We start from the raw sequence: 12812 nt of genomic DNA, 5'->3' as shown, positions 1-12812 counted from the left end.
AATGAGTATTCCCTCCTCCTCTGATGACACTTTGCTAGCCACCCAGGCTTTCCAGGCATTTCGTCATTTATTGGCTACAGGGCAGGTACGTGCGGGGCAGATGGTGTCGATGGCAGAACTGATGAAATTAAGCGACTTCCCACTGGCTCCAGTGCGTGAAGCGGTCAAGCGCGCGGCGGCTGCCGGGCTGGTGTCTATCCTGCCCAAGCGGGGAGTGCTGGTTCTGGAGGCAACCACGGAAGCGCTACGGGAATGCTTTCAGCTGCGCTGTGTCTTTGATCAGGAGGGGGCCAGGATACTGGCTAGCTGTGCGAAGCAACCCGCATTGGAGAGCTTGCGGAACAAACACGAGAAGATTCTGGAACAGGCACAAAGCGGCCTCGTCACCACCGTATTGCAGATTCAGGCCATGGAAGTGGACTGGGCCTTGCATCGCTATTTAGCTCAAGCGCTGCAGAACCGCTCGGCCATGACGATTTACGAAGAAAACTGTGATCGCATCAACGTGCTGCAGCACTCACGCCGCCCCTTACCCGAACGCATTGTGCCCGCCATGAAGGAACATTTGCAGATTCTGGATACGCTACAGGCAGGAAACCCCGAAGCAGCCATGCAAGCCGTACGCCACCATCTGGCACAAACCCTGCGATGGTGGGGCGCGGTCGACGCTTAACTCACAACAACGGGCTCTTGTTCCAGCTCCACGCCGAAACGCTCTCGAACAGAGCCCCGAATCGCCTGGGCCAGGCGCTCAATATCATGCGCAGTCCCGCCGCCATGATTCACCAATACCAAAGCCTGACGGTCATGCACCCCCACCGTTCCATCCCGCTTGCCTTTCCAGCCACACTGATCAATCAACCAGCCCGCCGCTAGTTTGCATTGGCCCTGCCCAACTTCATAAGAAACCAGATTGGGCCATTGCTGCTGCAAGGCATCACGCTGCTCGGTCTGCACAAGGGGATTTTTGAAGAAACTACCCGCATTACCCAAGACATGAGGGTCAGGCAATTTTTGACGGCGAATCTCGCAGACTGCATCAAAAATGCGTTGCGGGTCTGGCTCGCCCGCTAGATGAGCCTGCTTATTAAGATCGGGATATTCCAGCACCGGCGTCCACTGACGCGGCAATGCAAAACGCACCGCCAGAATCAACCAGCTACCCGCCAGATCGTGCTTGAAGCGGCTGTCTCTATAGGCAAAGCCACACTCGGCCGCAGACAGTTCCACCTCTTTGCCTTCTTTAAAGCTCCAGGCCAGCACGCTGTGCACCCGCTGCTCCAGCTCCAGGCCATAAGCGCCAATATTTTGTACAGGCGCAGCACCTACCGTACCAGGGATCAAAGCCAGGTTTTCCAGGCCGGGCCAGCCCTGACTCAAGCAATGCTGCACAAAGTCATGCCAGCACTCGCCCGCCTGCGCCTCCACAATATAGGCATCGTCCCGCTCTTGCAGTAAACAGATCCCTTTGCTTTCCACCTTGATCACCAGGGCATCCACTTGCTCGGCCAGCACCACATTGCTGCCACCACCCAGCACAAAGATACGCTCCCCCTGCTCCACCAACGCTTGCAAGGCAGGCAGCTGGGTAACATTGTAATACACCACCAAGTCGCGCGCGCGGCTGCCCAAACCCAAGGTATTACACGAGCTCAAATCCACATTACGCTGCCTGTCCACGGCCCTGTCCCACGATCAAAGAAAGCAGTAAGCATAGCTCGGACAGCCTGTTTTCCGGAAAAATTTACAGAATCTATTGACAAGCTTAATTCCTGCAGTCTATAGTTACGTTCTTGCTTAGCGCAGCGTCAGTTTCGCAGCAAAAAGCAGTTTGAAGCAGGCAAGTTTGTTAGGCAGTATTGATAAAAAGCTTAAGCAAAATATCAAAAACACTTGACAAACAAAGATAGCCACTCTAAACTAGCTTTCTTTACTTAATAAGCAATAGCTAATAAGTAAAGCGCTGAAAACAGATTCAATCTGCACAGCAAAATGCGGGAGTAGCTCAGTTGGTAGAGCGCAACCTTGCCAAGGTTGAGGTCGCGAGTTCGAGACTCGTCTCCCGCTCCAGATTCCTAAGGGAAGCCTAGGCTTCCCTTTTTAATCGACCACGGCGCAATGGCAGAGTGGTTATGCAGCGGATTGCAAATCCGTCTAGGTCGGTTCGATTCCGGCTTGCGCCTCCAGTAATTCTGGTCACAAGTCGGTAGTGCAGTAAAAAATGCGGGAGTAGCTCAGTTGGTAGAGCGCAACCTTGCCAAGGTTGAGGTCGCGAGTTCGAGACTCGTCTCCCGCTCCAAATTCAAAAAGCCCAAACTTCGGTTTGGGCTTTTTTATTTTCTGCTGCAGGCAAGCGTATAGAGCAGCTAAAACACCATAAGAGCAAACCGATAGTTCCACCACGCTCTGATGTGGGTCCACCCCACACGCTTAAAACTAGCCCCTCACCAAGAATTAGCGCTCTACATTGCAGCGATGCCTGGAACGCTGCGCCTACGAACGCAGTGCCTCCATACAGACTGAATACACCAGCCACCTACCGCGCCCGCAGCAAAGAAAACTAAGCACGCTTTGCACAGCCCAGATCCGGCTGCTGCCAGTACCAGGCCTTTAGGTTAATATCGCATTTCGCACACGGATACATTCCGCAAATCTGCCGATTTGACGCCGCTGGACAGCTGCTTGAGTCCGTATCACGGCACCAAGCTCTTCATAACCTGTCAACGAACCCACTGTAGAACGTGATGGCCTTGATTAATTCTGTACGGAACACGCTGCTTAACCTGGCACCGGTACAAGCCATCGCGACCAGCTTGAAGCGGCTTGTATCTGGCAAGCATAGGAGCGGGCTACACAAGGCTGGGGCCATCACAGTTCTGGCCATATTGCTGAGCGGCTGCGCCGGCGTCAAAATCGCTACTGTCAGCACTGAGGACTACATTGCCCAACGCCGTGGCGACATTCTTACCACTAATAAACTCAGCGCCTCCGCACGCGATACGCTGACCAGTCTGGCTATCGCGCCCGAGCAATGCGCCAAGGACACTCCCCACTGCTCTTCCAGGCTGACAGAGCTGTGGAATCTGGACACCGAGCAGCGCATGGCCACCTTGGCCGAGATCTGGACGCAAGAGGCCTTGCGTTTGCAGGGGCGTCGCAATGCCCGGCCAGACTTCTCGACCGAGCTGTTCGATGCCTATCTGCAAAGCGCCCGCTATGCCTACGCCTATCTGTTCTTCACGGATCGCAGGCCAGGAGACCGGGCATTTGAAGACCGCCAGACCCAGGTGCGTGACTACTACAACTACGCGGTGCAGCAAGCGACCATGCTGCTGTTTGCCAAGTATCACGACACCAGCTACGCCTTCCAGAAAACTATCGAGATTGGTCGATGGCGTATTCGTGGTGATCTGTCCCAGGTACGCGATGCCACCGCCCCTCAACCCCATGAGCTGATTCCGGCCTCTCAATTAACATTCCGCGGAGTGCGTAGCATTTATCGGCGCGACGGTTTTGGAGCCGAGATGGTGGTCGTGAACGAGTCAAAGGATGTCACGCCAAACAGCTTTCAGAGCACCTATAGCGAGCCGCCCTTCCAGGCAGTGACGGGGATTATTACTTTCCCCGGCGAAACCCTGTCCCAGGTTCTGCAAACCCGCGACGCCACAATTATTGGCTACGATCCGTACCAGCAAACCAGCATCCAGCTAAAAGACGTGCAAGTGCCCTTGGCGGCCAATTACACCTCTGCCTACGGTCTATGGCTGGCACGCTCGGACTTCTCGACTCAGGCTTTGCGCACCGTCCTGGGACGGGACGGTGGTATTGAATCCCCGCATGTGTTCCTGCTGCAACCCTATGATCCGAACCGCCGCGTCATCATCATGCTGCACGGCCTGGCCAGCAGTCCGGAGGCCTGGATTAACGTCGCCAATGAGGTGCTGGGCGATGAGGAATTACGGGATCGCTATCAGATCTGGCAGGTCTACTATCCAACCAATCTGCCCCTGCCCTACAACAATGCCGAGATTCGCAAAGCCCTGACAGAAACCTTCCGGCATTTTGACCCGGACAGGAAGGCCATCGCCTCGAACAATATTGTGGTGATCGGTCATAGCATGGGCGGTGTACTGGGACGTTTGCTGGTGTCCTCGTCCGATAATCTGCTGGAAGACGCGGCCCGCGACCGTTATCAAATGGATGATGTCAGCATTGCCAAAATGAATCAGGAGTTTGGCAATGTGGTGCACTTCTCTCCCCTGCCCGGCGTGACGACAGCCATCTTTATTGCTGCGCCTCACAAGGGCACGCCGTTTGCAGGAAATCGTATTTCACGCCTGGCAGCGGCACTGATTACCTTGCCAGTTACGGTGGTGACGCAGCTCAACAAGCTTAGCCAGGTGGCTGTTGGCAATACGCCCGCCAAAGATGAGATGCTGATCCTGCCCAATGGCGTGGAAAGCCTGCGCGACAGCGATCCATTTATGCAGATCACCTCCAAAATGCCGATCTCCACGCAAGTGCGGTATCACAGCATTATTGCCAATGACACGCCCAAGAAAGACCTCTTGTACTCGGACGACGGGCTGGTGCCGTATCAAAGCTCTCATCTGCCTGGCGCGACGTCAGAGCTGGTGATTCCGTTCTCCCACAGCGTGCAGGAGACGCCCGAGGCGATTCTGGAAATTCGGCGGATTTTGCGGGAGCAGTAGCAAGGAGCAGGAAGGAAGGCGGAGTTGTTCCTTGCTGTTGCTGCTGATAACGCAGGCCGAGGTTCAGGTCTCTGGCATCATCCCAAGAACACACGTACCCCACCTGACGGAGCCCCTCTACCGTCCCGTTCAAGTTACTCCCGCTTCATCGCCATTTCATAATCCCAACCACCGCCCAGCGCCTTGTACAGATCCACCATGTTCTGCAACTGACTTTCCCGTACGGCGATGACCTGGTTTTCTGCCTCGTACAGATTACGCTGCGCATCCAGCTGTTCAAGATAAGAGGCGTAACCAGCTTCATAGCGATTGCGGGCGTGTTCCAAGGAACGCTTCAAGACATCCCGACGCGCCGTTACGTGGCTTAATTCTTCCGCAAAGCGACCTTGACCCGCCAAGGCATTTTCGACTTCCGAGAAAGCCGTCAACACGACGCCGCGATACGCAAAAGCCGCCTCGTCACGCTGGGCAGTGGCTGAGTCAAACTGCGCCTGCAAACGGCCACGATCAAAAATAGGGGCCAGAATGCTGCCACCCAGACTCCAGATCTTGGTCGGGTCATAACTCAAGGCACTGACATATAAAGCCCCGGCCCGCGCCGACAAGGAAACCTGCGGTAGAAAGGCGGCTCGACTGGCTTCCAAGGACGCGTCCTTGGAAGCCAAACCCAGCTCAGCTCGCGCAATATCAGGGCGGCGGCGCAGCAATTCGGAAGGCAAACCCGCCCCCGGCGCAGGCAGTACCAACGCCGACAGGCTTGAACGGGCGTTCTGCTCATAAGCCGCAGGCAACTCCCCGGACAAGAGGCGCAAGGCGTTGTGATGACGGCTAATCGCCAGTTCCAGCTGCGGAATATGCTGCTCTACCGCTTCCAGCTCGGACTGGGCCTGGGTCAATTCCAGCTGAGAGATATAGCCCGCCTCAAACTTTTCCTGCGCCAGGCGCAAGGCTTCCGTCCGGGATGTAGAAGTGGCCTTGGCTTGTTGCAACTGCGCGTTCAAACCCAACAAGGCAATATAGGTACGGGCTGTCTCGGAGGCCACACTCAAGGCAATCGCATCGTAATCCGCCTGCGTGGCGGACAGTTTGAGTTCAGCCGCTTTCGCCTGCGAACTCAAACGCCCCCATAAATCCAGCTCCCAATTCAATTGCACGGCAGGCTGCACAGCACGGCTGATTGCCATACCGCTTGGCCCCAGTGCCCGCTCAGCATGTGCGCCCGTGTCAAAAGACAAGGAGGGCCCCAAGGACGAATCCGCCAGCTGCACGGCTGCCCTGGCCTGCTCGATACGAGTCGCGGCACTCAAGATATCGTTATTACGTGCCAGGGCGGCTTCCACAACTGCACTCAAGCCAGGATCGTTGAAGGCTGTCCACCAGGCCGAATCAACAACGGTACCTTCAGAGGAAGTGCCTATCCACCCGGATGGCGTGGTGACCTGCGCCTGCTCGGGTGCGGCTCGGTAGGCAGGCATGCAGCCAGACAACAGCACTGCCCCACTTAATAAAGCCATGCCATACGTTCTTGCTGACAGGATCATTATTCATGCCCCTGGTTTTGCGGATCAGACTTGTCTGACGTGTCCACCTTGGCAATCACGGACATGCCGGGACGCAAACGCTCCATATCCGGCTGATCCGCATCGATAGCAATTCGCACGGGAAGGCGCTGAACAACCTTGGTGAAGTTGCCACTGGCATTATCCGCACGCAGCACGGAAAACTCGGAGCCCGTGGCCGGGGCAATGCGCTCTACGTGGCCCTGAAACTCTGCGCCGTCCAGACCATCCACGGTAAATCGTGCCAGCTGGCCCACATGAATACCCGCCGTCTGCGTTTCCTTGAAATTTGCCACCACCCACCGAGTATCCGGCACCAGAAACAGCAGCTGCGAACCTGCCGTCACATACTGCCCCTGACGCACGGACGCTTCGCTGACCTGACCGGCTGCAGGCGCGGTCACCACGGTATTATCCATATCGATGCGAGCCAAACCCAAGGCGGCTTCAGCGGATTTCACCTTGGCCTGCAAGGTCGCCCGAGCCACCTCGGTGGACTTGATGGTTTCTTCGGCAATCGCAATGTTCGCCTTGGCTTGCAGCATATTGCCGCGCCCCAGCTCGGCGGTCGCCACCGCCTGATCTCGCTCTCGTACCGAAATCGACCCCTTGTTTGCCAATTCCCTGGCCCGATTTCGATCTGCCTCGGAACGTCGGGCTTCAGCCTGAGCGGACACCAGAGCCGCCTTGCGAGCATCCAGACTGGCACGGTTTTGTGCCTGGGCTTGATCCAGGTTCGCCAGTTCCGCCAAAGCCGCATCCAGCTGGGCCTGTGCCTGGTTCAGTTTTTCTTTATAGATGCGGTCGTCGATACGCACCAAAGGCTGGCCTGCCTTGACTCGTTCAAAGTCCTGTACCAGGACTTCGGACACATAACCGCTTACCTGCGGCGCCAGTACCGTCATTTGCCCTCGCACATAAGCGTTGTCAGTGGTGACGCGAGTGGTGTTGAAGGGCCCCAGATTCCATGCCCACAAGATCAACAGCGCACCAGCCAGCAACACAAACGCCATCGCAATCACACTGCGTTTGCTGGGCTTGATGACCTTGGGAGGTGTAGAAGGAGCATTGCTTGGACCCAGCTTGCCATCGTTATCCGAGTCTGTCGGTGCGGCAAGCTCACTATTGCGATCCTGATTTTCAGATGAAGTGTCTTGACTCATAAATACGGACTAGGTTTAAGAATTCGAAGAAGTACCAGCAGCGGCTTGCGCTCGTCTGGACTGAATAGCCGGGCCAGCGGCCAGCAACACGGGCCACAACAGAAAGCCCGTCGCCAGAATGCCAATCAACAGAAAAACATCGTTGTAAGCCCGGACGCTGGCCTCGCGGCGAGCAATCTGCGCCAGCTGGGCCGTGCCCGTCGCCGCCCTCAACATCGGATCGGTCACCGTTGACCCTACAGCCTGTTGCTGCTGTTTCAGGCGATTGGCCACCAAAGGCTCAGCCACATTCACATGGCTGACAATGGCCGCGTAATGATGCTGCTGGCGCTGCTGCTGAAAGGTGCTCAACGTGGCAGTGCCCATCAAGCCGCCCAAAGTCTGAGTGACATTGAGCAGCACAATAAAAGTCACGATATGGTCGGGGCCATACTTGAAGGCTTGTTTGAAACCAATCATCACCAAGGGCCCCATGAACATGCCCGCGCCAATGGACAGCACAAACTGGCTATAGAAAAAATCCTGCGGGCGGTCCAGGCTGGTACGCCCAAAGTCCATGAAGCTGGAGACACCAATCAGCAAAATCGCGGCAAACACCTGTACCAGAATCGTCTTGGGCCCAAAGGTGATGGCGCTAAGCACAATGCCACACACAATGCCCACGAACACCACCCAGAACAAAGACTGCATCTGCTCCGAGCCCATGCCCAAAGAGCGCAACATATTGACCATGCCGTAATTCTGCTCGGTTGTGATGAAGCGCAGAATCATGGCGCCAACGGCAAAGTAAATGGTCGAGCCCTGCGCCAGCCAGCGCACCTTCAGCAAAGGATTGACGCGGTGATACTCCAGAAACGAGCAGACGGTGAACAGGAACAAGGACGCCATCGCCATCCAGGCCAGGCTGGTGTCGTTGAACCACCAGCGGATGTAGCCTTGCGTCAAAAATGCGATCAGCAAACCGGCAGCCGGTGCGAACAAGGCGAAGGCCAGGAAGTCCAGTTTTTCAAATGCCTTGATCTGATAGCCGGGGGGCAACTTCAGCAGCACCACGGCCGCAAAGGAACACAAGGCCATGCCCGCTTCAAAGCTGTACAGGCCGTGCCAATTCCCCAGCTCTATCAAGGACGGCGACAGCACCCAGGCCAAGGGCGTAGCCATTTGCGTAATACTTACCCCCAGCACCAAAGCCTTGCCTAACAGGCGTCTGGGGAAAGCTTGCAGCATGTACAAGACGCCCAGGGTGCTGGCTGCCGCACCAGAAAACCCACTGGCACCACGCAGAAAAATCAGTGATTCAGCACTATTAATGGACAAGTGCAGCAAGGCCAGAACGGCATACAAACCCAGACCGATCTCGGCAAACAGGCGCATGCCATATTGCTGCCTGAACTTGAACACCAGCAGATTGGCGGTGATATTGACCATGGCATAGGCAGCAGGTAACCAGGCAGCCTCGGAAGGCGTCAATCCCAATTCCCCTTGCAGGGTCGGCAAATTCACCGACACCAAAGCATTGCCCAAACCGCCTGTCAAACCAACCAGAATCGCGACCAGACCATAGGCCACGCGTATATGCGATTCGTGGTGAGGGGCCGATGGCGAGCCCGGCATGAAGGGCTTTTCATGGTCTTCCCAATGTGGATGCGGCTTGATGTACTGACTCATTCAGGCTCCCAATCAGGAGCATTACGGTCGACCTGCAACAACACGCCTTCACACAAGAACTTCAACGAGCGTTTTACAAACAGCAGCCTTTCCTTGTCCGTGCGCCCCCGCAAGCTGGCGGCCAGCATGCCAATCAACAAGGGAATATCGGTGGGCTGCAACGCCGGGTTGCACTGCCCGGCGGCCTGCCCCATTGCCAAGGGTTCGCGCGCCAGATCAACCAACCGTGCGCGCACCCCCACAATGGTGGGGTGATTGGGGTCAATCGCCTTCCAGTAATCCGACATGGGAGCCGACTCCAGCGCGAACCCTGCCAGTACCTGCATCAAGACCTTGAAGTCCTGGGGATTGCCTTTGCGCTTGCTTAAGAAGCGCTCTTCAATCCGGTCTGCTGCCCGTATCAGCAACGCCTCCATCAAGGCAGCCCGATCAGGGAAATTGCGATACAGCGTTGCCCGCCCCACCCCCGCCTGCGACACGACCTGATCCAAAGGAGCCGTGACACCACACTTGCTAAAGACCGTATTGGCCGCATCCAGCAACAGTTCCCGGCGTTCCAAGGCATCAGAACGATTAGGTAAATTCCGGTTTTTCATTCCGAAATTATACGGACAGTTTTGTCCGCTTAAAAAGGCATCAAGCTAAAAAAGCTGTAAGAAACGATATTCCATATATGAAATAAAAGTGGAGGAAGGCTTGAAACAACATTCAGTCTGCTATCGTACCGCTACGCCCAATCGCAAAAAAATAGTCAACGGCATCTCTATAGAACAGCCAGCACTCATCGCACACACCATGACACCCCAAACAGCCATCCGCATGGCCTCGTACAACAGCCAAATGAACCAACGTCTTTACGATGCGGCGGCGAGCCTTTCAGCGCAGGACTTGCATCAGGAACGCGGGGCCTTCTTTGGTTCGCTGTTCAAGACCATGATGCATATTGCAGTTGGGGACACCGTCTGGCTGCATCGCTTTGCCCAGCATCCTGATGCCCACGTCTTGCGCGAAGAAATCGGAGTGTTGGCCAAACCACATGCACTGGACCAGCAACTGTTCGACACCTTGATGGAACTGGATCAGTACCGTCACAAGCTGGACCTGATCATTATTGATTGGGCGGCCACTCTGACACCCGAACAGCTGGACCAAACGCTGCGCTATAGCAATATGGCGGGCCAGAGTATGGAGAAGGATTTTGCGCTTCTGGTGACGCACTTTTTTAATCACCAGACTCACCATCGCGGTCAGGCCAGCACTTTGTTGTATCAGGCAGGTGTCGATATTGGGGTGACTGATTTATTGGCTTTGGTGTCCTGAGTTTGTAGCCCGCAGGCCTCAAAGCAGACCGTTAGCGCTGTTCTTGTAGCTCCAGGGCTACAAGATCTCTATGTCCGATATACAGCAAACGACATATCCGCACCCAAAAAAAAGCCTGCTTGTGATCACCAGCAGGCTTTTGCATCAGGCTCTACTGCCTGCACCTTCCCCTCTTAATACTGCGCCCGCAAGGACAGCATCACGTTCTGGGGCGCCCCATACCAGCCCTGGTTATAAAACCCGATCTGCGAGTAGTACTTCTTGTCGAACAGGTTGTTCACGTTCAGCGTGGCGGACATGCGCTTGTTGAAGTCATAACGCGCCATCAGGTTGACGATGGCATAGCTGCCCTGCTCTACCTTGACCACTTTACGGCCCGGTGCGGTCGCATCCTGGTACATGCGGTTTTGCCAGTCGATACCACCACCCACTGTCAGCCCTTGCCAATCGCCCTGCAAACGATAGGTGGTGTAGAGCTTGAACAAAGTACGTGGCTTGCTGGTGTTGATGGGTTTACCTTGTGCATCCTTGGCCGTGAAGGTCGTCAAGCTGCTGGCCAGGTTCCAACCGGGCATCAACTCCCCGCCCAGCTCCAGTTCGATACCTTCTACCTTGGCTCCTGACACGGGGCGATAGGCGGGGGTATTGGGCGGCGCGCCGATCACGTTATTGCCAGTGGCTTCGGCCAGATTGTCCTGGCGAGTCTGGAACACGGATACCGCCCCATTCAAGCGGCCATCCAGCCAGGCGGCCTTCAAGCCCAGTTCGTAGCTTTTACCCGTGATGGGAGCCAGAAGATCACCCTGTTCGTTGCGGGCGTTCTGCGGTTTGAAGATTTCCGTATAGCTGGCGTAAGCCGTGTAAGTGTCGTCAAAGTCGTAGATCAGGCCGGCATAAGGGATGAACTCATTGCGGTTGCGATACTGGCGTTTGGCACCGAAGTAGGTCTGGTCCGTCTCCCAGTTACTCAAGCGTCCACCTACCATCAAGCGCAGATTATCCATCAAGGCGAAACGCCCCACGGCATAGGCACCGGACTGCCTGTTGTTCATGTCATCCGCTTGGGAAGGCTCGCCTGACCACATGGGTTCGGGCACGCGACCCGGCTGATAAAAACTGCCCGCATCGGGCAACGGTGCCAGGGCGCGATACTGCGGGAAGGAGACGCGGTCCTGGGACATCATCCAGCCCACCGAAAACTCATGCTCCTTACCGAACAGCTCGAAGGGGCCGGACAAGGAGGCATTGAATGCCTTGCGACGCACGTCCCCTTTGTAATAGGAATAGGAGTTGGCCGTACCCAAGCCGGTTTCCCGATCCGGGTAGCCGCCCCGGAAAATCTGCTTCATGGACGCATCGGTGTGTGACTGGTTATAAGTCAGACGCAGCTTCAAGTCATTGGCAAACTGATGGCTCAAATCCAGAAAACCTGTAGTGGTGTCATTCTCGATACGCGACCAGTCCGTATTGTTAGAAACAGAGCGCTTGAAGCCCGTACGCGAGCCATCGCTATAGAACAGCGGAAAACCACTGCCAAAGCCATTGTTCGAACTTGACTGATAGGCCACTCCACCGGTCAACTCCATGCCGGGCATCAGGTCAGCCGTAATCACGCCATACAAGGTGCGCGTCTTCGTGTCCTGCAAACTGGTGTAGCTATTGGCCTTGCCATAAGCCCCCACAATACGTCCGCGAATACGTCCATCTTCGGTAATGGGCGTGGAAACATCAGCATAGCCACGGGCAAAGTCCCAGCTGCCTACGTCCACGCCCCCCGATGCCGCAAAATCACGCAAGGGACGCTTGCGTACATAGTTGACCGAGGCCGATGGGCTACCCGCCCCCGTCATCAAACCCGTCGCACCGCGTACCACTTCAACCCGATCAAACACCACCAGGTCCAGATTGCTTTCACCAAAGGCCCAGGGCGAGAGCACCGGCTGGGTCCAGCCATCAAACTGATAGTTATCGATGCCAAAACCACGCGAAGAAAAGGAATAACGGTTGGTATCGCTGCGCGTCACAGAAATACCCGGTGCGCTTTGCAGGGCATCGGCCGTTGTCTGCATACCGCGATCTTCCATCATCTGGCGGGTCACCACGCTGACCGATTGCGGTGTTTCACGAATGGACAGTGACAAACCCGTGGCCGTGCTCATTGCCTTGGTGGTGTAGGACTGGCTGGTTTCGGTCACTCCCGGATCTCGATTGCCTTTGACCGTAATCGTGGAAAGCTCCACAGGGGATTGATCAGGAGCCTTGTCCTGCGCCCAGACCGGGCTGCCCGCCGCCGCCAGCAACATGGCGGAACGAGTAAGAGGTGTCAGCAAACGCACTCGCAGGCGAGCAGAGCTGGAAGAAACGGCAGACATGAAGGTGGATCTCAGCAA

The 12812-nt window shown here is 56.0% G+C and carries 9 protein-coding genes and 3 tRNA genes; 6 read left to right on the top strand and 6 right to left on the bottom strand.

All coding sequences use genetic code 11. The features are described 5' to 3' along the window. Position 1: 1 nt before the first annotated feature. Positions 2 to 673: a GntR family transcriptional regulator gene (locus tag Q9R35_RS00390; RefSeq protein WP_311219170.1), complete on the top strand. Its 672-nt coding sequence runs from the start codon at positions 2 to 4 to the stop codon at positions 671 to 673. On the opposite strand, the gene murB is transcribed toward Q9R35_RS00390, so the two are convergent. After that, positions 670 to 1680 carry a UDP-N-acetylmuramate dehydrogenase gene (murB, locus tag Q9R35_RS00385; RefSeq protein ID WP_311219169.1) on the bottom strand — a complete coding sequence of 337 codons (1011 nt, stop codon included), beginning with the start codon at positions 1678 to 1680 and terminating at the stop codon, positions 670 to 672. The genes Q9R35_RS00390 and murB overlap by 4 nt on opposite strands. Positions 1681 to 1994: 314 nt before the next feature. Here murB and Q9R35_RS00380 point away from each other — a divergent pair. From Q9R35_RS00380 to Q9R35_RS00365, 4 genes are all read left to right on the top strand, one after another. Continuing rightward, positions 1995 to 2070, top strand: a tRNA-Gly gene (locus tag Q9R35_RS00380). A gap of 42 nt (positions 2071 to 2112) precedes the next feature. After that, positions 2113 to 2186, top strand: a tRNA-Cys gene (locus Q9R35_RS00375). Between the two features lie 37 nt (positions 2187 to 2223). Then, positions 2224 to 2299: transfer RNA gene (locus tag Q9R35_RS00370), tRNA-Gly, on the top strand. A gap of 445 nt (positions 2300 to 2744) precedes the next feature. Continuing rightward, positions 2745 to 4712, top strand: coding sequence for a triacylglycerol lipase (locus Q9R35_RS00365; RefSeq protein WP_125303500.1), 1968 nt, complete (start codon positions 2745 to 2747; stop codon positions 4710 to 4712). A gap of 134 nt (positions 4713 to 4846) precedes the next feature. Here Q9R35_RS00365 and Q9R35_RS00360 read toward each other — a convergent pair whose 3' ends face one another. From Q9R35_RS00360 to Q9R35_RS00345, 4 genes are read right to left on the bottom strand one after another with little or no spacing between them, the layout of a single operon-like run. Continuing rightward, positions 4847 to 6226 carry an efflux transporter outer membrane subunit gene (locus Q9R35_RS00360; RefSeq protein ID WP_260466881.1) on the bottom strand — a complete coding sequence of 460 codons (1380 nt, stop codon included), beginning with the start codon at positions 6224 to 6226 and terminating at the stop codon, positions 4847 to 4849. Positions 6227 to 6252: 26 nt separating this feature from the next. Then, complete coding sequence (locus tag Q9R35_RS00355; protein WP_311219168.1) at positions 6253 to 7434, bottom strand: HlyD family secretion protein; 1182 nt, start codon at positions 7432 to 7434, stop codon at positions 6253 to 6255. A gap of 15 nt (positions 7435 to 7449) precedes the next feature. Continuing rightward, the gene (locus tag Q9R35_RS00350) at positions 7450 to 9102 is read right to left on the bottom strand and encodes an MFS transporter (RefSeq protein WP_311219167.1); all 1653 of its coding nucleotides are present in this window, start codon (positions 9100 to 9102) and stop codon (positions 7450 to 7452) included. After that, positions 9099 to 9698: a TetR/AcrR family transcriptional regulator gene (locus Q9R35_RS00345; RefSeq protein WP_042487299.1), complete on the bottom strand. Its 600-nt coding sequence runs from the start codon at positions 9696 to 9698 to the stop codon at positions 9099 to 9101. The genes Q9R35_RS00350 and Q9R35_RS00345 overlap by 4 nt, the downstream gene beginning before the upstream one ends. Before the next feature lie 199 nt (positions 9699 to 9897). On the opposite strand from Q9R35_RS00345, the gene Q9R35_RS00340 reads away from it, so the two are divergent. Beyond that, entirely contained in the window at positions 9898 to 10422 is a 525-nt protein-coding gene (locus Q9R35_RS00340; RefSeq protein ID WP_311219166.1) for a DinB family protein, read from the top strand. 173 nt (positions 10423 to 10595) lie between these two features. Here Q9R35_RS00340 and Q9R35_RS00335 read toward each other — a convergent pair whose 3' ends face one another. After that, on the bottom strand, positions 10596 to 12794 hold the full coding sequence (locus Q9R35_RS00335) for a TonB-dependent siderophore receptor (RefSeq protein WP_311219165.1): 2199 nt from the start codon (positions 12792 to 12794) through the stop codon (positions 10596 to 10598). Positions 12795 to 12812 lie beyond the last annotated feature (18 nt).

This window comes from Alcaligenes sp. AB3 (assembly GCF_031844565.1).
Taxonomy (GTDB): domain Bacteria; phylum Pseudomonadota; class Gammaproteobacteria; order Burkholderiales; family Burkholderiaceae_B; genus Alcaligenes; species Alcaligenes faecalis.
The sequence above is the reverse complement of the archived record's forward strand: the minus strand, read 5'-3'. Positions and strand labels throughout refer to the sequence as shown.

Coding starts and splice junctions, on each gene's coding strand:
- Q9R35_RS00355 (WP_311219168.1), bottom strand. CDS start 7,434: ATGAGTCAAGACACTTCATCTGAAAATCAGGATCGCAATAGTGAGCTT.
- Q9R35_RS00360 (WP_260466881.1), bottom strand. CDS start 6,226: ATGGCTTTATTAAGTGGGGCAGTGCTGTTGTCTGGCTGCATGCCTGCC.
- Q9R35_RS00390 (WP_311219170.1), top strand. CDS start 2: ATGAGTATTCCCTCCTCCTCTGATGACACTTTGCTAGCCACCCAGGCT.
- Q9R35_RS00340 (WP_311219166.1), top strand. CDS start 9,898: ATGACACCCCAAACAGCCATCCGCATGGCCTCGTACAACAGCCAAATG.
- Q9R35_RS00335 (WP_311219165.1), bottom strand. CDS start 12,794: ATGTCTGCCGTTTCTTCCAGCTCTGCTCGCCTGCGAGTGCGTTTGCTG.
- Q9R35_RS00350 (WP_311219167.1), bottom strand. CDS start 9,102: ATGAGTCAGTACATCAAGCCGCATCCACATTGGGAAGACCATGAAAAG.
- Q9R35_RS00365 (WP_125303500.1), top strand. CDS start 2,745: ATGGCCTTGATTAATTCTGTACGGAACACGCTGCTTAACCTGGCACCG.
- Q9R35_RS00345 (WP_042487299.1), bottom strand. CDS start 9,698: ATGAAAAACCGGAATTTACCTAATCGTTCTGATGCCTTGGAACGCCGG.